Origin of the sequence: Pseudidiomarina aestuarii, assembly GCF_048263735.1 — a bacterium.
GTDB classification, from domain to species: Bacteria; Pseudomonadota; Gammaproteobacteria; order Enterobacterales; family Alteromonadaceae; genus Pseudidiomarina; species Pseudidiomarina aestuarii_B.
Window position 1 is genome coordinate 205,020 of the sequence record NZ_JBLXDX010000003.1, and the last position, 19,917, is coordinate 224,936.

Sequence of the window (19,917 nt, forward strand, 5' to 3'; positions counted from 1 at the left end):
AACTGAGTGATGGCAAATCCCTCTCAACCATCTCAATAATGAACTGTATTTCTCATGGCATTTCGGTGAATTAAATGCGGGGGCAAAATTGCCCCCGCTGGGATGTGCAAGAGTAATAATACTTAGCGCAGTGTTTTTTTCATAATGATGCATAAGCTGTTAAGGGTGTGCCATGTGCAACACACGTTTTAGAAAAGCCACCTCCTGCTGCGCATAGAACATTTGGTTTTCCAGTCTCCGCCAACCATGGCCCTCGTTTGGCATTCGAATGAAAGGAGCCTCGACGCCGTTTTTTCGGAGCGTTTTAACCATGGTTTCAGTTTCAGAGATATCAACTCGTGGGTCCATCACACCATGCGAATAGAGTACCGATACGTTAATGTTATCGGCTTGTCGAATGGGTGAATACTGCTGGTAGTAAGCCAACCATTCGGGAACGCTTATGTCGCCGTATTCGATGATATCCGCCGCTTTGAGTGATGGTGATGCAATCTGTAATGCAGTAACCCAGTCCGAGACACCAAAGCGCGCGACGCCAGCGGTGAAATGCCCAGGGAAATTAGCCAACGCAGCATTTACTGCATAGCCACCATAGCTGCCGCCTGCAACGGCAACATTATTCCCATCGATAATCCCTGATTCCGCCAAGTAAGCATGCATATCGATAAGATCACGAATACTGTCAAGGCGCTTCTTGCGATCATCGAGCGTCATGTAGGTGTGACCAAACCCTGTTGAGCCACGTACGTTCGGTCGAAATACAGCAATTCCCTGATTTACCAAGTATTGGGTCATGGCATCAAAAACCGGTCGAGACTGCTCAGTTGGCCCGCCATGAACACGGAATACGGTGGGTGGCGGCGTCTCTGAATTACCATGAGGTAAATATAAAAGCCCTTGCAGCGTTACACCATCACGGGCCTTCATGCGGATACTTTGCGGTTGCACCAATGACGACTGAGGGACACCCGCTAGGCTCGCCGTAAAGACAGGATGAGCGACAGAAGCAAAGTCCCAACTGTACATCGACCCAGGATCGCGCCAGCCGTCGTTGGTAATTATCGCTTGCTTGCCGCTCGTTGCGCATTGTAATCCCTTCACGCCGTCCGGTAGCTCAGGAAGCGAAGGATCCTGCGCACCTTTCAGACTTTTGATTTGAGGCTTACTCTCACCATCGACATTATTGGTCCACATGAGGAATTGATCGCCATGGCATAGCGTTACCTCTTCCATCTCAAAATCATCTTGTGCCACCCAGCGCATGCCAGATTTCAAATCATAAAAAGCGACGTTCTGGTATTCCTGATTGAGATTGCTAGCAAAGTAAAAGCCCTTACTGTCACGCGTCCATGCAAAGCCGCCATTCGAATGATTTGCTCTGCGCTCAGGTTTCGAAAGCGTAGTTAGCTCCTGTTTGTCGATGTCAAAAAGGTAGAGGTTATCTGAGTCTGCCCCGACTCGTTCGACCATCAAAGCCCATTTACCGTCCGGCGACACTGAAGCAATAGATAGCCCCATCCGCCCCTTGTAGACCATATCGATTTCGCCAGAAACGAGATCCGCAACATACAAATCAAACTCGAGCCCATTACGTTCCGTACTCGCGTAAATAATAGTGCTCGGATCGATAAACCCACCAAAAAACCGGAAGCCTCCCGCGACAGCAGGTAAGACTTCGCGCTCAGAGAACGTAGCTACATCAAGGAGAAAGTAGGACTCCTGCTCGTTGCCATTGTTGTCCGCCGCATACAGAATTTGGTGCCCTGTTGGCGCCCAGTAAAAATAGCCTGTTATACCGCTACCGAAAGTCAGTTGCTTAGATTGTCCACCGGCGACTGGGCGCAGCCAAAGCTGACGATTGCCAGTGACCGTTGACACATAGGCAATATACTCACCATCCGGTGACATTTTGGTGTAAGAAGCACCTTGACTGTCCGCCACAATAAGACGACCAATCTCAGGGGGTGATGTGCCTGCAAGACCTACATCAAACGTGATCGCTTGAGGTTCAATTGCCTCTATCGAGGCATCGTACCCTTATGTGCCCCCGGCTTGTGCGCAGACCTGACTACTAATGAGTAGCCCCAAAACAGACACAAAGATGTGGCTTTTTTTGTACAGATTACTGTTCATAGCCATCTCCATCTGTGCGAATCTTAGTGCGACTCTTTCAAGATAATCATTTCTTTCGCCACTAAAGCTGCAGACGGCAAAAACATGGTAGATACGATGCGCTGATCAATGACCACTGCGCTCTTGTCTGCAAGCGTTTCTTTGTTTAGCGCGATTGCCCCATGTTTATTAAGTTGATCCTCAATTAGAAAAGGCAATAAGGTTCCCTGCTTAGCCCAGGGTTTACTGGTTTCTGTAGAGTTTGGAAAGCCAGCAACCTTTTTACCGTTGACCAAATAAGAACCGTTAGACAGCTTCACGTTAGCAATACTTGCTGAGCCATGACCGCCTACACCCACGATGCCATTTGCTTCGTAGATCTCCGCAATAATTGACTGAATTTCTTCGTCACTTGCCACATCGAACATGACTCCGTAACCACCTCCCGAAAAGACACCCCAGTAATCGCTGGGATCGACGTCACTTGGCTTAAGGCTGTTCTTCACCTTGTTGCCAAAGCCTTCGTATTTGATGGTGTAACTGATGATGCCCAATGGGTCTCTTGAAAAATGTACCTGGCCTCCTTTAGGCGAGACAAAGTCGACTTCATAGCCATGGCTTTTGAACACATGATATGGCGGAGCAACTTCAAAAAGGTCATTTCGCGCATCGTGCTTCTCAGGGTCGCCCATATCCACCGCGTTGGAAACGACGATCAGAACCTTTCTTTCAGGCTTTGCTTCTGCGGGAGCAGAGATAACAATCACGATACTGAGCATAAGTAGGTAAATAAATTTCATTCTTCAATCCTCTTTCAAAATTATTCGGCAATTTAGATGCAAGCCCTTCTTAGCTTAATGCCTTTAGCGTGAAGACAATGTGAAGCCCAAATCACAATACCTGTTCGTGTACCAAGTTTAGACGTGAAACCATTGGTTCACCTTACTTAGTCTTGAATCGCGGCTCGACAAGCAAGCGTTCGATGAGTACTTCATGCTCGGGCGCCTTCGCAACTAATGCATCAACAAAGTCGAGAGAGCTAGCCGGTGGCTGCGGATAACGGTGCTTTTGGGCAACTTCGGCAAGCGCGGCCAGTATTGGCTCATCACCCATTTCGGCGCGCAGTTGCGCAAAGACTAAGGTCGCGCGCGAATACCTATCATGTGGGCTTTCCGCACTAATTAGGCTGACCATCGGTTGGTTATTAAAATTCTCAGCATGGGTATAGCGCTCGCGCTCATAATCGACCAACGCTTGCATGGCGTCGATGCCATAGTGGCGTTCCAACATGACAAGCTCAACATACTTGGCCATCGATTCAATTAGGAAAGAATTGTCTTCATCCACGCCATTTCCCAACATGTGACCAAACCATTGGTGTGCGGTCTCGTGCACGGCACGACGATACGCATGACTGAACGGCTGGCCATCATCTTGTCGCGCGCGAAAACCGATACGACTGCCAATGAGAACGAGCTGCGGTAGCGCATAACCAGAAGGCCCCAGATCCGGCGTTTCGATGAAAGTCAGCGTTTTCCCGGGAAAGCTCCCCATCGACCCAGACAGGAACGCTGTAGTGTGCTCCATCGCTGCAAGCGTCATAGCGACGTTGCCACGGTGTTGGGGTAAGTGTGCAACTTGCAAGATCTGGTTATCGAACGACTGCTTGCTAACTTCTGCACGCGTTGCAATAAAGGCTTGTACCCGGCGCACTGGTTCTTGCGTGGTGTACTTTCGATACACCCGCTCACCCTCTTGCCATTCAGCGACCAACTCGCCCTGACTAAAGGTTTGATAGCCCTTTGGGGCACTCACCAACGTCGTCAATTGCGACCAGTCATAGCGATCTTTGCTTGCGTCGCGCGCTCGCAGCTTTGCTTCTGTAGACGACTCGCTATGTGGCGGTAAGCCGTAGTTACGGCGAAAATCATTATTGGCAATTTCTCTAATTGGTAAGTAACCAAGCTCAGGGAAATAGGGGATCGCTCGCAAGTACACAAACTCAGAGGTCATTATCTTATGACTCGGTAGCGCCTGATAGCCGCTTTGTTGCAGCTGCAACGAAAAGCGCAAAGTCGTGTGTTGCCCAGGAGCTAGTGCGGCAGCTAATTTAAAAACATATTGCCCTTGTTCCTGGTCGTAGATCATCTGACTTGGCACCAGCAGTTCAAGCTCTTGCAAAGGAGAACGCCAATTTTCACCCACAAGAATAGTATCAATGGGTTCGTCATGTGGATTTGACAGGGTGTAGGCGCCACTTATCTTCACACGGCGTTGTTGGGGAAACATCTCAATTTTGGTGTCGACGTTGTCAATGTTAGGCATCGGTAAGTCTGCGAACGACTTGTAGTTGCGCTCATAATCAGCAAGTAGCTGCAGTAATTCTGGCGATGCTAACACCTTGCCGTCCTTTGCCAACTCCTGCTGAATTGAATAACCTTGCCCCCCTGTAAGAATTAGTAAGGTGACAATTACCGACACATTAACCCGGCGTACGAAGCGCGTGGATACATCCACCGTTCGCCAAAAGACCAAACTCACCAACGTCATAGTTAGCAATAACCAGAACACACTGAAAGCCCAAAATCCATCTTCGTTGGCCGCATAGCCCAACATAACGTCGGCACTGCTGAGTGGCGTGGTAAACAAGCCAAATAGCGGATGTGTTAACCCCATCAACGTCGGCAACGGCGTAAACTCAAATAATAAAATCAACAGGCTAAGGCCAAGCGCAATCACGCGGTGTTTGATAAGGCCTAAAATCGCAAGAAACGTGATTCCCTTTAACGCCAAAGGTAAACCCGCGAAAACTATAAAATAGCCATATTCAAGCCACTGTATAGAACTGCTATGTAGCACTTGGCTCATCGCTGCAGCTGCAACCGTCAGAACCAAAAAATAGCTCAAAACTGTGAGTAAAACCGCAAGGCGACTGGCAAAGCGCACTGCCAACGATACCGGCAACGACTCACTGACCAAGGCAAAATTATGATGGTGATCGCGCCAAGTAAGTGTGTAACTCACGTAAATCATTACTACCGAACCGAACAAAGGTACCAAGTCCCACATAATTCGATTGATGGCATCGAGACTTAGCCCATGCAAGGTCGCGCCAACTTCGGCAAAATCTAGCGCTGGATACACTTCTGCAAACAGAATCATCATCCACAGCAAGCCCAGAAATAAGGCACCCGGATGCAGAATCAATTGGCCGCAATTGAAGCGCACTAATGCCATTAATTGCGTTATAAAACGCGGTGAAGTGGCCACAAAAGCCAGCTTCGATGCTCCCTTCTTTACCGGCTTCAATTGCGCTTTGTCATTACCTCTTGCAGTCGCTTTTTTAGGCGCCTTTTTAGACACCGAAGACGACTTGCGTGCTGTGCGTAACGCTAGTGCTACAAAAATTCCAGAAAGCGTGATTATCAGTATTCGATTCATAACCAACACCTGCCAGTCGATATCCTTCTCGAATAGCGCCGTCAAACCAAACCAATCAAGATAGCTCCAAATCTCTTTAAAAATTAGATCGGGGGCTTGTGCACCAGCCATTAATGGAGAGCCACTGGCACTCGACAGCGCCATGTAGGCCACAAACAATATAAGGGCTAGCAGATAAATAACGATAGCCGGCGCTGCTAGATTTCTTAACAACCAATACATAGCGAGAAATAGCACAAGCGCGGGCATCGCTAATACTAGAAGCAGTCCTTGCATATGGAGGAACACGCGTACTAACTCCATCAATGACGGTAGCACGTGTGCTTGCGTCAAAAGACCGCCGAATAGACCACACACAGCGATAAAACAAAGCGCGTAAATCGACAACACAAGTCCGACAACGACTTTACCTTGTAGCTTCACTCGCTCGACGGGCAGGGCCTGGGTAAGCTCAGCCATACCGCTCAATTGGTCGCGAAAGAGCACTGCGACGCCCAGTATTGCCGTGACCCATGGAAGCGCCATCATACTCAAGGCTCCCGTCACTTGCTGCAGATGGAAGCGCTGGAATAATTCTGCTTGGGAGGCGCTAATTCCCTGCCCGACGAAATAGCCGAACATTGGAGCAACCAACAGTAAGACGAGAAAGAGCGGCTGTCGCCACTGCAAGCGCAGTTCTGAGCTAAGAATCTGACGAAACATTAATACTCTCCCCATGCAATACCATTTAAATGGAGGAAGTAACGGTCTTGTAGGCATGGTTTCGCTGGCGTCAGCGCTGGATGCGGCTGCGACTCAGCGAACACACGATAAACTTGCTGGCCATAATGCAAGTTCTCAGTTAAAACATGAGCGTCGGCAGGCAGCTTTTCGATAGCGATAGCACCTTGCCAAACCTTGCCCTCTAACGACTTAAATAACGAATCAGTGGGACCACTGGCAACAACCTCACCTGCGAGCAAGATATAGGTATTGGCACAAAGGTGTTCGATATCTTCAACGATATGGGTAGAGAGTAACAACAACCTGGTTTTCGCTACTTCATGTAGCACTTTATGTAGGCGCAAACGTTCAGCAGGATCGAGTCCTGAGGTAGGCTCATCTAGGATCAACACTTGCGGATTACCCAGGAGCGCTTGGGCAACCCCAAAACGCTGCAACATGCCGCCGGAAAAATGACGTACTTGGCGTTCAGCAGCTTTTGTTAGGTTGGTTAGCTCCAGCAAGCTCTCAATTTGCTCTTGGCGTAATTCCGTGTCATTAAGTCCTTTGAGGATCGCAATGTGCTCAAGCAATGCGCGGCACGAAATGTGCGGGTACACACCAAAATACTGGGGTAGATAGCCTAGTTGACGGCGCAAAAATAAAGGGTTGGAACGCACACATTCGCCGTTCATTTTAATTGAGCCGCTATCAGCCTCTTGCAGCGTGGCAATCGTTCGCATCAAGCTTGATTTACCAGCACCATTGGGGCCCAGCAAGCCTACCATGCCTGTGCCTAGAGTCATGGAAACCTGCTTTAAAGCTTGGGTTCCATCAGCGTAGGTTTTTGAGATTGAGTCAAGTTGTAACATAGTCGCTCCTGTCTGTTGGACAAGAGACTAGAGAGCAACTTGGTGTGAAGAAAGCGAAGGATGTTGAAGGTACTGGATTTCATGATGAAAGTGCCTTTCGTCATTAAAATTGAAGCCTTTGTCAGACAAAAAGTGAGACTTTCGCATAGACTAGGTAAAGTGATTAGAAATAAATCTTATGAGCAAAAGCATGAGCAAGCTGAATTTCACTGGACTAAAACACTATCGTTTGGCCGTATTACTTCCTCTGCTGACGGCTCTAGTTATTGAAGTCTTTCTGTCATTGCAAGCGTCCAGCGGATCAGCTCTTAACGCATTCAGCTTCGCACGCTTTCTCTTGCTCGCTGGCATTTTAATTTTTATCTATTGGTTGCATCTTGTTTTGCAACGATCAAGCCAATCAAATAAGCGAATGGTATGGTTCCGCTATTTAGCCTCTCTCGACGCTGCTCTCGTTGTGTTATTGCTGGTCTGGACTGTATTTATGACGAGTCTATTTGTCTACAATCCAGACCCCATGCGTAACCAGCCACTTGAGCCAGTCTTTGATCCCATTCTGATATTGCAAGAGTGGCAACTTTCACTGCATTACTTTTGGCAGTTCGGAGTGATGGCAGCGATTATCTTTTTTTACTACTGGATGAATCGCTACCAGTTTATTCGTAAAGTGCTTGCGCAGCATGGCGTTTATGTTTATCTGCTCAGTAGCAGTCTGTGGTTGCTACTGACTTATCCTGTTTTTGCATGGTTGGTATTACAGCTGCCGCTTACCATCCCTGAACAGTCACTATTACCGTCCGAAGACCATAATATCTTTGCCGCCATGAACCTATTTGCGGCGGTATCCATTTGGGCATTGACCGCACCTGTCATACTGGCGTTTGAGCGGCAGCAAGGCGCAAAAGAAGTCGCTGAACTCAAGCAACAACAAGTTCAGGCTGAGCTTAAAATGCTGCAGCAGCAGGTGAACCCTCACTTTCTTTTTAATACCTTAAATAGTCTCTACGCGTTATGTTTAACCGGCGCTTCGAATGCAGCACCTATGCTATTAAATTTAGCTGACTTGCTGCGCTATGTTGTCTATGAGGGGCAAAAGTCCCGCGTTTTACTCTCAGAAGACTTGGACTATTTGAAGAACTATATCGAACTGCAACGCATGCGCCTGGGCGACCGTTGCCAGCTTACTTGGCAGATTGATGTTAGCGACACGCAGGCTAAAATCGCACCCTTATTGTTGGTTATGTTGGTCGAAAATGCATTCAAGCACGGCATAGAGCCGAGTGCCGCGGCGGGTAGAATTGACATTCACGCCAACCTCGGAAAAGGCGAATTTGTCTTTTCCTGTATGAATAGCCTCGCCGACAGTGCCAGTGCTAAGCACAAGCACAAGCACGGTATTGGACTAGAAAATCTGCGTCGCCGTCTGCAACTGACCTACCCCGGACAACACAATTTAACGAGCCAACAAAACGGTTCACTATGGCAAGCTGAGTTGAGGATTGTATTGTGAAAGCCCTAATTGTCGATGACGAGCCTCTGGCGCACGATGTGCTCTTACATTACCTGAAAGAATACGACGACATTCGTGTGGTTAAACAGTGCAATAGCGCTACTGAAGCGCTGAGCTATCTTGCACAACACCAAGTTGATTTGATGTTCCTAGATATTCAGATGCCGGGCCTGTCAGGTGTCGATATGCTGCGCGTGATGGCAAATAAGCCACAAGTTATCTTATGCACAGCCTTTCAAGAATACGCAATCGAAGGTTTTGAGCTGGATGTCACTGACTATTTACTCAAACCTGTGCGCGCCGAGCGTTTTGCGCAGGCAATCGAAAAAGTGCGACAACGTTTATCGAGCACTACATCGTCTAACGAGCGTCAGAGCGTGGTTCTCCGCGTCGATCGTGAAGACCGAAAAGTTTGGCTCGATTGCATCGAATGCTTTGAAAGCTACGGTAACTTTGTCAAAGTTTGGCAGGATCAGCAGTGCTGTCTCACTCACGGGCCTCTCAAAACTCTTGCAGAAAAACTTCCGTCCGGAGATTTTATGCAGGTGCACAAGTCTGTCTTGGTCAACAAAGCTCATATTATCGCGAAGGACGCAACCAGTCTGACACTGAAAAGTGGCCGTAAGGTTCCGATTGGTAAATCATTCAAAGCTGACTTGGCTGACCTTTGGTAACCTAGCCAACCTTGCAATTACACACCGAAAGAACCGCTCCATGACTGCCCTTCGGAGGCAGAGGACACAGGTTCGACTCCTGTCGGAGTGCGCCATAGTGATTCGATGCGAACCTCACTCTAAAAGCAGTTTTCTTGTGCGCTTTGGATTAATTTTTTCTCTCCATCAGGTTTGAAACAGCTGGTTTGAAGAGACGTCCAACTCGGTAAACTCCCTTGCTCAATGAAGTTTTTAAGTTGCTCTAAATTAGCAGGCGCTAGGTGAGGTTTCACTGATGCCAAAAATCGCTCCAAGGTAAAGGCTTGATTCCACGTTCCATCGGCTAACCAGGCCTTAATAAGTGACTCAAGGTTTGTAGAGCGGAGGCTATGATCTAGATAAAAAGCCACTAAATGCCCTCGTTGATAAGGAAGCATTTGATGGTCAAAGTCGCTCCAGAATTTCTCTGCTATATCTTCGTTGCTCGCATTCTTTGCTGGGTTTTCAATGAGTGCTGTAAATGCTTCATTCATGACCGTCACATATTGCTCCTGCGACAGAATTTCGGCATGCAATAAAACTTTATTTGTCAGATAGTTGGTGAACCCTTCTGTGAACCATGCTAATTCTCCAACAGGGGTACTGAGCTCTGGAGAAATGCGACTTCCAATCCATACATGCATCATTTCATGTGCCAGTAGATTCACGATTGGACTGCCATTAGGTTCATTCAATTCAAATATCGTCGATGGATTGAGGAACAATGCAAAGTTATTATGCAGCAGTGTCCCACTAAACATATAGCCTTCACTCATTGCTTGTCCTGCTGAAATTGCACTGACCCAGTAGAACGGAAAATCGTAGTCACCAAAAAAATCACGCTCAGCCTGTGTTATCGACGCAGCGAGATCTGCTAAAAGCGCGATATTAAAATTCCAATCCAAGCCCTCGTCGGGCCTCCGTTGTAATGTGATGTACAGGGGCTGCCCAGCGACTTCTCTTTGCTCAATTTGAATATCCCCCATAACAAAAAGTGCGCCTCGCAGTTCGCTCATACTAACTGAATCTTTTTTGAAATCATTAGCGCCGACAAAAGAGTTGAAAGCGGCGGTATGCGAATGAGGCAGCCATGTGAACTTGAGTGAAAAATCTTGTTTGTAATGACTCGGTAGTAATAACGCCGAGTGGCCAATCAGGTGAATCATTTCTGCAGAAACCAACGGACGAAAGTAGGCTTGGCCTTCCCCCTCCTGCTGCAGGCTATTAGATGCTATCTGGTATTGAAAGCTGATGGTGGCGTTTGGATCGTGATCTACCAACCACCCATCATCGCCATCCTGTTTTAGCTCGAGAATCGACCCGTCCAAATAACTAGCCTGAACGCCCCGCAGATGATCAGAGAGGTTTTCTAAACCCGCCCAGCGACTAAATTCCAACTCTGTGGTTCCGTCAGCATCGCCTTGAAAGGTGATATTAACTAATGCGCAGCCACTATGCGGTTCAGTACCAATTTGAAGTTCTAAATGCTGCTGCTGATTAGTAGTTGCTGCTGCAAAAGATGAAACAGAAAGTAGAAACCAAACAAAGAAGTATCTCATAGCGAAGTTCCAAACGATTTTTGAAATTACCAAATATTAGCACTGGTGAAACAGCAACCTGTAATCCCTAGTTACAATTATATCTTCATGCAAAGATATATTTTGGTACACTGTACTCGAATTGATGACCAATAGGAATGAGCATGATCAATAAATTAGCGATGAAAATTTTGGCTATAGTCTTCTTTTGTCAGCCTTTTATGACTGTAGCGGAACCAGCAAGTAACGAGCAGCAATATCGGGAGCAAATAGAAGAGTTGGCGCGGGCCTATCAGTCGGTTTACGGCTTCTCCGGCTCTATTAAGGTCGTCAAAGGCGGTCTACCGATAGTTGAGAGCAGTTATGGACTGGCAGATAGAAGTTTCAATATTGACAATGCGATTGATTACCGATTCTCCATCAACTCCATATCGAAAACTTTTACAGCAACAGCTGTGATGCAGTTGGTTGAGTTGGGCGAAATTAATCTAAATCAAAGTGTTGGTTCTTACCTTCCGGAATTGAACGCTGACTGGAAAGATGAAGTCACCGTTCATCATTTATTAACTCATAGCAGCGGACTACCTCGAGAATCTGGAATCCAATGGTATGACGAACTCACCCTCGAACAGCAGGTCGTGAATTTGATCAATAAGCAGACGTTGTTGTTTGCTCCGGGGACTCGCTATGAGTACTCGAACTCAGGCATCACGCTGTTGGGAAGAATTATTGAGACCGTATCAGGACAGAGTTTCTCTAACTACATCAATAACCAGATTATTAAACCACTAGAACTTACTAATACTGGCGTATATGAAGGACGCAAGCTCGTGAAAAAGCAGGCTGTGCCCTATCGAATCACAACAAATGGCGTTGCCAGTGCCCAGCGCGCCAAACACTTAGGTCAAAATGCCGGTGGTGGGATGTATTCTACTGTGAATGATTTATATCAATTTGTGGTCGCTCTGGAAAACAACCGGTTATTCTCTGCAGAAACTACGCAGTTGATGTTCAAGCCTCAAATTCAAATAGACGGTGGTGACGCTGCTAGTTATGGCTGGACACTCAAACCCTTTGGCGATAAGACCTTGGTATTTGCATCAGGGAGTGGATACGGCACGAAGAGTGTGATGGTCAGAGAATCGACGTCAGGTGATTTTATCGCCGTTACCTCGAACTGGGGAAACACACCGATTCTACAACTGATGGCTGGGTTATTTTTAATTATTAATGACTTAGACTATGACCTGCCCGATCAAAAAGCGCTAGCCCAGCCGAATGACTATGTGGAGTTTCTCGGTACTTATAGATTTGATCCTAGTTTACTCAAAAAGCATTTGATGACCGACAGTGACAGCATGACTTTGCAAGAAATCGACGGACTCCTTTTTCTCAACGATGAGCTATTAGCCGACAAGCAAAATGGTTTTCTTGGTCTTACTTATACCGACGAAGTAATGATTAAAGTCGATACAAAGTCTATGACGATCAACATTAACGGTAACCAAGTAATCGGTAAGCGCCAGGACTAATGTTAAGCATCGTTATCATGGCTTACGTGACCGCTTGTTACAAATATCGGTCGTGAAGAACAACCCGTCGAAGTTCAGTGAATAGTGTTGGACGAAAAATGGCCGCGCATTGCGGCCATTTGATCAAAAGCTCAACACTTAAAAATCACGATAATCTTATTGAGTAACAGATCTATCCTGAAAAGGTTTGGCTGACTAACTTAGAAAAGTTCTCTTTCTGGTAATCTTCCATTGATGCGTAAAATGCGACACATCCAATGACTAAAACTAGAGCGATGTATGCAGCGGTTCTTTTAAAACTTTTATTCATATGCAACTCCTTGATTGTGATTTGAGGTAAAAATAGTATTTGTGTGTTTTGTGTGCGCACTTCGGAATTTGTTCAACACGTATGAGCGAAAATTTAATCTGTCCGTTCAGCGCCTTTTGTCAGTAAATACTCAACAATAGCCGTCTGCCCCCGCTTTTGGGCCGTCATTAATAGCGTATTTCCTTGTTTGTCACGCAAATTGATATCTGCACCGTGTTCGAGCAGAAATTTGACGCGTTCCAGCGAGCCGTAAAATCCGGCCATATGTAATGCTGAGTCGCCACGTTCATCTTGCTGATTGATGTCTAACCCCGCTTGTAAGAGTTTAGCTGCGAGCTCATCGGCATCATCATGAAAATACTGCCACATCAGCCGGCTTAAATAATGCTGCTTTCTAAATCCGAGATGAGTGACGTCTGCACCTGCGTCGATCAAATAGTTAAAAAACAGGCTATTGCCTTGCTTAAGCGCGTAATCAAGCAATGGCAACCCTTGTAGCTCTGCGTTTAACATAGCCGGCTGAGCAGCAATGAGTACTCTAAACAGATCTAAATCTTTCTTGATGAAGGCGTGAGTGAGTAACTCTTCGGTTAACGCTGATGATTGGTACCAACAAGTATCCTGCTGCATTAACCTCAACGCTTCGCTCTGATTGCCTGAGCGCAACAGAGCGACAAGCGGATGCTTTAGTTCTGGTTGCATTTCGTTGGCAGCAATTTGCTCTTTCAGCCAATTCAATTCAGTTGAAATTCGAGAATAGTACTCTATGGCACCATAAGCCCCTGGCCTTTCAGATTCCTGGCAACAACTAACACCGGCAAGATAAAGAGTGCCGTTTTCCAAAATGAATGCCGGGCCGCCGCTATCACCAGATCCGCTAACACCCTCAAGATTCGTTGCGCTATCGCCCTGGTTAAACTCAAAGGTCAGCCACTTTCCATCTACCGAAGTGATGGTGTTAGTCGCTGCTCGCAACAGATTGTCATGCTGAATATCACCGATGATTCCATTGCCCGTCGTTCCTCTCCCAGCGATAGTAATCTCTTTATTTAGTTCGTTACTCTTGCGATAAAGTGAAGCTTGCTTCGCTTGTTTGAGTGGCCAACGCAGTTGTAATAATGCTAGGTCGGGCTCACCGACTTCGGTAAAGCTAGGGTGCCTGATAATTTTAACCACAGAGTAATCGTGACCTAAGTGCTGAACTTTAACTGGGTATTGCTCTTCTGGATTTACACAATGTGCGGCTGTAACTAGCCAATAATCATTGATTACAGTCGCGGTGCAACGGTCTAAAAATGCAATATAGGGTGCAAACTTGGTTGCGTATTGCTGATAGGCACTATCAGCTTTGTCATGACGAACGACAACTGCCTCCGACGCTATTGACGTAAGCACCAGCGTTGAGCATGACAAAAGCTGAAAAACTTTGCGTAATTTCATTGTTGAGAGTCTCGCTGTCCGATAAGTGATGACGCTGTATGCCGCAACATTACAAGCATATTGAAAACAACACGTTTAATGAGCAGGTATGATGATTTCGTCGTCATGATCAACAGCACTCGGGTTGGACCATCGATAATTGCTATAGATTCGCTTCATCCGCTCTTCAAAAGGCATCAGAAATGCCGAGCCCTGCACGATAAGTTCATAGTTTTTTAGAACCATGGTTTGCTCAGTCAGAGGAAAGCACTCAATCGCAAAACTCAATTGATGAATTGTGGAGCCAAACGACGGCGAAAACGAGCCATCGTTGGTGAGCGTTATGCTTATTAACTGTTCTGTTGTACTTGATATCTCAGCAATACCGTGCAAATTTTCATAAACGTCGGGGTCATCATCTGCCGTTGGAATCGGCCGAAATGCGAAAGTTTTTGTGCCCTCGGTATCGCTAATCGCGCCAATATTGGCAGGAATCATTTTTTTGAAGTGATCACAGTCTACGTTGCCAAACACTTCGGCTTTATCGTTATGTATTAGACTTTGAATTTCATCCCGGAAACTGTCGTTATCTGCACCGATAACGCGAACTAGTGGCTCACCTAATTTGTTGTGCACAACAGAAAGATTCACATTCGAACTGCCATTGGTGATGTGAATGTCATAATCAAGGTTTAGGCGTTCACTGGTACTCATAGTCGCCAGCAAAAAAATCAAATGGCGCATGTTTAACTATCCTTGTGGCGACATAACACCACTCCAACCCACACAAACCAAACGATTTGAGTTAATCCAAAGGCTTCTTTAGTAAAAGGCAAACTTGGAAAAACCGTAAGGACGCCAAATGCGCCGACGAATAAGCCTACAACACACAGCGGTCTTGAAAAGATAGGCGAACGCAGACCAACAATACTTAGAAGTAGTACCCACATACCGCCGACCAACTCAATTCCACCGCCAAGTGCATTCACAATCATGGTGTAGCTATAAAATAGGATGGCTGCCGCCTGTGGGTCTTTTAAGTTCAATGCAATCATGGTGTTCATGCCCACCAAGGCGATCATTCCCGCGCACATCATGAGCACGACCCAGATGAAGCCAAAAAGACTGGCGCTGTTGAGCAAATGCTGACTGACGCCCAAGAACCTGTTATGAATAACTTGCACCGCAACGAGTAATAAAAATCCAAAAATGAAGTAGCCCAACAGGTAAGCAATACCAATAAGATCCTGCTCGGCCATTACATACGTAATTCTCTCCGTGATATCCGGGCCTTGGGGAATGGCAAGCAATGCACCAAAGATGATAAACATACCGAGATAGCAGACCGGCATTAAAAAGAATGCGAGCGCCCCAAAGCGAGATAGTTTCGAGTCACTCACCTGACAGTGACGCATCGTTTCAATCGACATACTGAACCTCATATTCGTTACTAAAAATCAACGTTCATGAGACGATAATACGAGATGGTTGCAGCCCGTTCGTCCTTCCCACGTAGGAAAGACAGTTTGGGCAAGCTCTGTGCTATGCTGATTTTTTTAGGGTAAGTGCATCGACATCTATGTTAGCTATCTTCTTTTCTTCGATCGCCATGGCAGTGGCCGGCTTTGCTATTTTTCATATTCCTAAACGTCGGTCGAGGGGACCTCTGCTGCTGCTTTTAAGTTGTCTCCTTTACTTGTCCTCAGGTGCAGTGGTGTTTGAGTTAGCACCAAACCTTGTGCACCTTTATGTAAGTTTTATTCCGGTTGTATTTTTTCTATTTCTGCCAGCGTTTTGGCTTTACCACGATGCAACTATCACAACTGATTCATGGTGTTGGAAACCATTGATGTTGAAGCACTTTGCCATCGTGCCGGTCGTGTTATGTCTGAGTATTGCGCTCGCGCTGCTTCCGACGAAAGACTTTCAGCAGATGTTTTTCGCGTCAGAACCAGTCGATACACCATGGCTTATCACGTTAGCTATGGCGTTTGCTTTCTTCTTAGTGGTCTGGTTCCTGCTCAGTTGCGGCTACGTATTCAGTATTTTTCGTCGTACATTGGCTTATCACAAAAACATCCGACTCATATACGCGGATGAGTCAGGACGTAAACTTAACTGGGTCATTATTACGTCTGCCCTTATGATCTTGACGTGGGTCTACGCCCTCGTTGTGCTCGCGCTAGAAAACAGACTTGCTCACTTGGGTATTTCAGAGACGGGAGTACTCGGGTTGTTGTCGCTTATCGTGTGGTTAGTGGCTCACAACGGCATCAAACAACAGACTGGATTCGGTGAGACAACAGAGGCGAATACAGAAATAGCGTACGTGATAAAAGCACAAGCCTATGAACGCTCGGCACTGCGTAAGAAAGATTTGCAAAGAATTGCAGCGAAAATAGAAACCGCTGTAGCGCAAGACCAGATTCATCTCGAATCAGACCTGAATCTCGTCAAACTGGCGAAACATATTGCTGAGCCGCCCCAGTATATTTCCCAAACATTGTCGCAGCACCTCAATACCACCTTCTTTGATTTTATCAATAAAGCAAGAATCGACGATGCACGACAGTTATTAGCCACGACGGACCACTCCGTACTCGACATTACCTATGCGACCGGTTTCAACTCGCGCTCGGCTTTCTATAAAGCGTTTAAAAACTACCTAAATCAGACCCCAAGCGAATACCGAGCAAATTGCCCCTAATGCTAACTGTCCTTCCTAGGTGGGAAGGACGAAATGCCTGTTTGCACTCCTTACTATCGCCGTACTCACCTTCACAAAAAGCTGACATTTAGCATGCCACACTCACGGGCTCGCCAAATTTGAGGTATATCCAATCATGCGTTCATCACTTACACGACTACTCTTCAGCTGCGCTTTGCTTTGTGGTCTCTCCACAGCAGTCGCCGATACAACCCGTCCAACCAATGTTTCTACGCAAACTATTGTCGATAAAGTCATAGCAGCCTATGGCGGCGATGCACTCTTGCAGGCCGACAGCATTAAAGTAATTGATTACAACAAAGGCCCGTGGCCTGGCGAGGGTGAAACGCCCACTATTCCCGAGTTATGGCGAATCAATGAAGAACTGACGATAGACTTCGTGGGACAGCGCAAAAGTTTGCTGTCTTACCGCGTGCCGCGCACCACAATAGACTTGGAGAAGTGGATTCAGCAGGGTGACCAAACCATCGTTTATGACATCCTGCATGAGAAATACTCCGAGCAAAACTGGGCCAACTTTACGCGCCTCGGAGCGTCACTTGAGCGCAGCAGCGATACGTTGCATGCTCGGCGCTTGGTGAGTCTAAAAGGCCAGCTAGACTATGCGGGCGATGACTATTTCCGTGGGCGCTTGCAGCACAAGCTGACCCACCTAACCGACTCTGGCGAGCGCTATACCTACTTCGTCGACCAGGCAAATGGGCTTATCCACAAGCTGCTGCGCCATCACCCTCGCGCCGGCGAGCTACTTTATGTCTTTTCCAATCATAGTACCGATAGCAAGATTGCCTTTGCCCGCGACATGAACTTCTTTGTTAATGGCGAGCTGCGCTTAACCTCAGTACACCGTGCAATTGAACTCGACCCAGATCTCGAGGCCGCATTTCAAGGCTTCAAGAATTTTACTCCTTGGGGTGAAACAATTGACGCTTCTGAGCTAACTGTCAAAGAGATTTCCGATGGCGTCTATCAAGCCGGCACCGGTCGTGCACTTACGGTGTTTATTGAGCAAGCAGACCATTATATTGCAATGGGTGCGGCGGATGCCTTAGCTGAGAATTTCGCTGCGGTGAAAAAGCTCTCTCAACAAGAGAAACCTCTTAACTACTTTGTCGTTACACATCATCATAATGCTAATGTTCGCGGCTTAGACAACGCCCTCGCTTTAGGTGCCTCATTAGTAGTTGCTGAACAGCATAGTGATTCGATTTTAAGCCATATCACGGTCGATGAGGTCGACAACAAAATCATTTCGGTGCCGCCACGAGCAGCATTTACGTTGGGCAATTTAAAGCTCTTTGATATTGCCACCGCGCATTCCCGCCATTACTTATTGGCCTATCTACCCGCCGCCAAGATGGTGCTTGCAGAAGACCATTACGTCACCGATTTAACAACCTCGAAACCCCGGATCTATCACGATATGGTGCGCTTTGCTGACGTTCTCGCTGAGCTCGATCTCGCGGTGGAGACGCTAGTAGATATTCGTGGTTGGCGCCAATTCAGCATGGAAGAATTCACGCAATGGACACGCGACTTTACGCCGAAAACCTGCCCACCAGGCTACACGATTTGCGTAAACGGTTAAGATGTTAGCCATAGGAACGCAAATGAACAAACTGATATGGGTTGTCGATTCGCCATTCTCACGCTCGATTAAATGGTTAATGTTGCAAAGAGAAATGGATCATAGTGAGCACTTGCTCACTTGGGACAATCTGGAAAGTGACCGTTTGCTAGTCGAGTACAATCCTAAGTTACAAGTTCCCACCCTCATCACTAAAGAGGAACCCATAAGCGACTCGCTGCTGATTATACTGCACTTGTTAGGACACGAGTGGCACCGCACTTCGGATGCCAAACTGTTTCGCCTGGGCGATTGCGACTTCGAAGCGACACTGATTTTTTTGTTTCGCGCGAAGCTGCTGGAAGGTGAGTTTGGCCCCAGCCGAGAAAGCGAATTGATGCGTGAAGCCGGCGTAACGAACTACCAAAAAAGCGTTGATGTACTGCTTGACCATTTGTTGGTTAACACAGGGAAGGTCGAAGTGAACGTGGGTTTAGTTTTGGTTTTCTCGATGATACTCATTGCACGTTTTATCGGCCAATCTGATGCTATGCATGATTATCGCTTTGAGGAATTACTGCAGCTCAATGATGCGCTAGCTGCTGATCCCCATTATCAAGAGCTCGCGCAAAATTACCCTGGTCACCAGGGTCAGCAATGGCCATTTTTTCTCGTCGCCTAACGAAAAGCATTAGCCGACGCAGAAATTGTCGACAATATATTGGTTATAAGTCGAATTTATTTCTTAATATCCGATTTGATCTATATATTGTCGACAAATTTAACTGATTGAGTCTTTATGCTTTTTAACTTCTTTGGCACTTTGAATTCGATTTTAATTGTAGTGAGCCTGATTGGTGTCTTCTCGCAAGTTAGGACGGTTTGGCTACGTAAGAGAGAAAGCCGGCACGGAGCAACTGAAATTCTCTCTCTAAATAAATTCTTTGTTAGCTTTTTGGCTTACTACTCATTTTTTGTATACGGCATGTCGATAGAGCCTTTTAACCACTTTATTGTTTGGCCGAGGTTGATAGCCGCTCTTTTAGTGGCTGTGGTTTTGTATGAAATATGGATTGACCGAAAAGCGATTACTTCCCTCAGCCTTTTCGCTTTAGCCATTATATTGCTCGTGTCAGGAGTCACCTTTGGCCTAATAACAGATGCCTACACCGATGATGGACGCAAGCTAATGGCGGCAATGATAGTTATTATTACTATTTTTCTTGCGCAAGGTTATATCCATCAAATCATGCTGGTACTTAAGCTAGGCAGTACTGGAGCACTCGATATAAAAATGAGTCAACTCATTCTGTTGATGGATTTTTCGACAATCGCATTTGCATTTGTTTTGGGGCTTGAGGATGGTTGGCCCTTGCTGCTGCTCGCCGTAGTGAGTGCTTCTACAAAGATTATTATCCTTTATTTGTTTCGGTGGGTCAGGATAAGTAAATCTGCAGAGCGCAAGCGTCTAGCTGCGGCTCAATGATGTTAGAT

At 46.6% G+C, this 19,917-nt stretch carries 16 protein-coding genes; 7 read left to right on the top strand and 9 right to left on the bottom strand.

Annotation, left to right across the window (positions count from 1 at the left end; all coding sequences use genetic code 11):
- Window positions 1-159 precede the first annotated feature (159 nt).
- The 4 genes from ACN0S4_RS08120 to ACN0S4_RS08135 form a co-directional block, all read right to left on the bottom strand.
- Complete coding sequence (locus tag ACN0S4_RS08120) at window positions 160-1,941, bottom strand: S9 family peptidase (protein ID WP_417657183.1); 1,782 nt, start codon at window positions 1,939-1,941, stop codon at window positions 160-162.
- Window positions 1,942-2,156: 215 nt separating this feature from the next.
- Window positions 2,157-2,912 carry a type 1 glutamine amidotransferase domain-containing protein gene (locus tag ACN0S4_RS08125; RefSeq protein ID WP_417657184.1) on the bottom strand — a complete coding sequence of 252 codons (756 nt, stop codon included), beginning with the start codon at window positions 2,910-2,912 and terminating at the stop codon, window positions 2,157-2,159.
- 142 nt (window positions 2,913-3,054) lie between these two features.
- Window positions 3,055-6,255 (bottom strand): hypothetical protein, encoded by a 3,201-nt coding sequence (locus ACN0S4_RS08130; RefSeq protein WP_417657185.1) that lies wholly within the window; start codon window positions 6,253-6,255, stop codon window positions 3,055-3,057.
- Window positions 6,255-7,127, bottom strand: coding sequence for an ATP-binding cassette domain-containing protein (locus ACN0S4_RS08135; protein ID WP_417657186.1), 873 nt, complete (start codon window positions 7,125-7,127; stop codon window positions 6,255-6,257). The genes ACN0S4_RS08130 and ACN0S4_RS08135 overlap by 1 nt, the downstream gene beginning before the upstream one ends.
- Window positions 7,128-7,317: 190 nt before the next feature.
- Here ACN0S4_RS08135 and ACN0S4_RS08140 point away from each other — a divergent pair, with 190 nt between their 5' ends.
- Both ACN0S4_RS08140 and ACN0S4_RS08145 read left to right on the top strand, forming a co-directional pair.
- Window positions 7,318-8,637, top strand: a complete 1,320-nt coding sequence (locus tag ACN0S4_RS08140; RefSeq protein ID WP_417657187.1) for a sensor histidine kinase — start codon at window positions 7,318-7,320, stop codon at window positions 8,635-8,637.
- Window positions 8,634-9,311, top strand: coding sequence for a LytR/AlgR family response regulator transcription factor (locus ACN0S4_RS08145; RefSeq protein ID WP_417657188.1), 678 nt, complete (start codon window positions 8,634-8,636; stop codon window positions 9,309-9,311). The genes ACN0S4_RS08140 and ACN0S4_RS08145 overlap by 4 nt, the downstream gene beginning before the upstream one ends.
- Before the next feature lie 119 nt (window positions 9,312-9,430).
- Here the strand turns inward: ACN0S4_RS08145 and ACN0S4_RS08150 are convergent, their stop codons facing one another.
- The gene (locus ACN0S4_RS08150) at window positions 9,431-10,888 is read right to left on the bottom strand and encodes a M1 family aminopeptidase (protein ID WP_417657189.1); all 1,458 of its coding nucleotides are present in this window, start codon (window positions 10,886-10,888) and stop codon (window positions 9,431-9,433) included.
- A 143-nt stretch (window positions 10,889-11,031) separates the two neighbouring features.
- On the opposite strand from ACN0S4_RS08150, the gene ACN0S4_RS08155 reads away from it, so the two are divergent.
- Window positions 11,032-12,399: a serine hydrolase domain-containing protein gene (locus ACN0S4_RS08155; RefSeq protein ID WP_417657190.1), complete on the top strand. Its 1,368-nt coding sequence runs from the start codon at window positions 11,032-11,034 to the stop codon at window positions 12,397-12,399.
- A 172-nt stretch (window positions 12,400-12,571) separates the two neighbouring features.
- Here ACN0S4_RS08155 and ACN0S4_RS08160 read toward each other — a convergent pair whose 3' ends face one another.
- The 4 genes from ACN0S4_RS08160 to ACN0S4_RS08175 form a co-directional block, all read right to left on the bottom strand.
- Window positions 12,572-12,709 carry a hypothetical protein gene (locus ACN0S4_RS08160; protein WP_417657191.1) on the bottom strand — a complete coding sequence of 46 codons (138 nt, stop codon included), beginning with the start codon at window positions 12,707-12,709 and terminating at the stop codon, window positions 12,572-12,574.
- 93 nt (window positions 12,710-12,802) lie between these two features.
- Window positions 12,803-14,149 (bottom strand): ankyrin repeat domain-containing protein, encoded by a 1,347-nt coding sequence (locus ACN0S4_RS08165; RefSeq protein WP_417657192.1) that lies wholly within the window; start codon window positions 14,147-14,149, stop codon window positions 12,803-12,805.
- 75 nt (window positions 14,150-14,224) lie between these two features.
- On the bottom strand, window positions 14,225-14,872 hold the full coding sequence (locus ACN0S4_RS08170; RefSeq protein ID WP_417657193.1) for a hypothetical protein: 648 nt from the start codon (window positions 14,870-14,872) through the stop codon (window positions 14,225-14,227).
- 2 nt (window positions 14,873-14,874) lie between these two features.
- On the bottom strand, window positions 14,875-15,558 hold the full coding sequence (locus ACN0S4_RS08175) for a hypothetical protein (RefSeq protein ID WP_417657194.1): 684 nt from the start codon (window positions 15,556-15,558) through the stop codon (window positions 14,875-14,877).
- A gap of 419 nt (window positions 15,559-15,977) precedes the next feature.
- On the opposite strand from ACN0S4_RS08175, the gene ACN0S4_RS08180 reads away from it, so the two are divergent.
- The 4 genes from ACN0S4_RS08180 (at window position 15,978) to ACN0S4_RS08195 (ending at window position 19,909) form a co-directional block, all read left to right on the top strand.
- Window positions 15,978-16,835 carry a helix-turn-helix transcriptional regulator gene (locus ACN0S4_RS08180; RefSeq protein ID WP_417657195.1) on the top strand — a complete coding sequence of 286 codons (858 nt, stop codon included), beginning with the start codon at window positions 15,978-15,980 and terminating at the stop codon, window positions 16,833-16,835.
- 136 nt (window positions 16,836-16,971) lie between these two features.
- Window positions 16,972-18,444 (top strand): hypothetical protein, encoded by a 1,473-nt coding sequence (locus ACN0S4_RS08185; protein WP_417657196.1) that lies wholly within the window; start codon window positions 16,972-16,974, stop codon window positions 18,442-18,444.
- A 22-nt stretch (window positions 18,445-18,466) separates the two neighbouring features.
- Window positions 18,467-19,105 carry a glutathione S-transferase N-terminal domain-containing protein gene (locus ACN0S4_RS08190; protein WP_417657197.1) on the top strand — a complete coding sequence of 213 codons (639 nt, stop codon included), beginning with the start codon at window positions 18,467-18,469 and terminating at the stop codon, window positions 19,103-19,105.
- A 117-nt stretch (window positions 19,106-19,222) separates the two neighbouring features.
- A complete protein-coding gene (locus ACN0S4_RS08195; RefSeq protein ID WP_417657198.1) occupies window positions 19,223-19,909 on the top strand; it encodes a hypothetical protein in 687 nt (228 codons plus the stop codon).
- The last annotated feature ends 8 nt before the right edge of the window (window positions 19,910-19,917 follow it).

Bases quoted from the DNA above. Each gene is read 5' to 3' on its own strand.
- ACN0S4_RS08125 (WP_417657184.1), bottom strand. From the start codon at position 2,912: ATGAAATTTATTTACCTACTTATGCTCAGTATCGTGATTGTTATCTCT.
- ACN0S4_RS08130 (WP_417657185.1), bottom strand. From the start codon at position 6,255: ATGTTTCGTCAGATTCTTAGCTCAGAACTGCGCTTGCAGTGGCGACAG.
- ACN0S4_RS08135 (WP_417657186.1), bottom strand. From the start codon at position 7,127: ATGTTACAACTTGACTCAATCTCAAAAACCTACGCTGATGGAACCCAA.
- ACN0S4_RS08140 (WP_417657187.1), top strand. From the start codon at position 7,318: ATGAGCAAGCTGAATTTCACTGGACTAAAACACTATCGTTTGGCCGTA.
- ACN0S4_RS08150 (WP_417657189.1), bottom strand. From the start codon at position 10,888: ATGAGATACTTCTTTGTTTGGTTTCTACTTTCTGTTTCATCTTTTGCA.
- ACN0S4_RS08155 (WP_417657190.1), top strand. From the start codon at position 11,032: ATGATCAATAAATTAGCGATGAAAATTTTGGCTATAGTCTTCTTTTGT.
- ACN0S4_RS08160 (WP_417657191.1), bottom strand. From the start codon at position 12,709: ATGAATAAAAGTTTTAAAAGAACCGCTGCATACATCGCTCTAGTTTTA.
- ACN0S4_RS08165 (WP_417657192.1), bottom strand. From the start codon at position 14,149: ATGAAATTACGCAAAGTTTTTCAGCTTTTGTCATGCTCAACGCTGGTG.
- ACN0S4_RS08170 (WP_417657193.1), bottom strand. From the start codon at position 14,872: ATGCGCCATTTGATTTTTTTGCTGGCGACTATGAGTACCAGTGAACGC.
- ACN0S4_RS08175 (WP_417657194.1), bottom strand. From the start codon at position 15,558: ATGTCGATTGAAACGATGCGTCACTGTCAGGTGAGTGACTCGAAACTA.
- ACN0S4_RS08180 (WP_417657195.1), top strand. From the start codon at position 15,978: ATGTTGAAGCACTTTGCCATCGTGCCGGTCGTGTTATGTCTGAGTATT.
- ACN0S4_RS08185 (WP_417657196.1), top strand. From the start codon at position 16,972: ATGCGTTCATCACTTACACGACTACTCTTCAGCTGCGCTTTGCTTTGT.
- ACN0S4_RS08190 (WP_417657197.1), top strand. From the start codon at position 18,467: ATGAACAAACTGATATGGGTTGTCGATTCGCCATTCTCACGCTCGATT.
- ACN0S4_RS08195 (WP_417657198.1), top strand. From the start codon at position 19,223: ATGCTTTTTAACTTCTTTGGCACTTTGAATTCGATTTTAATTGTAGTG.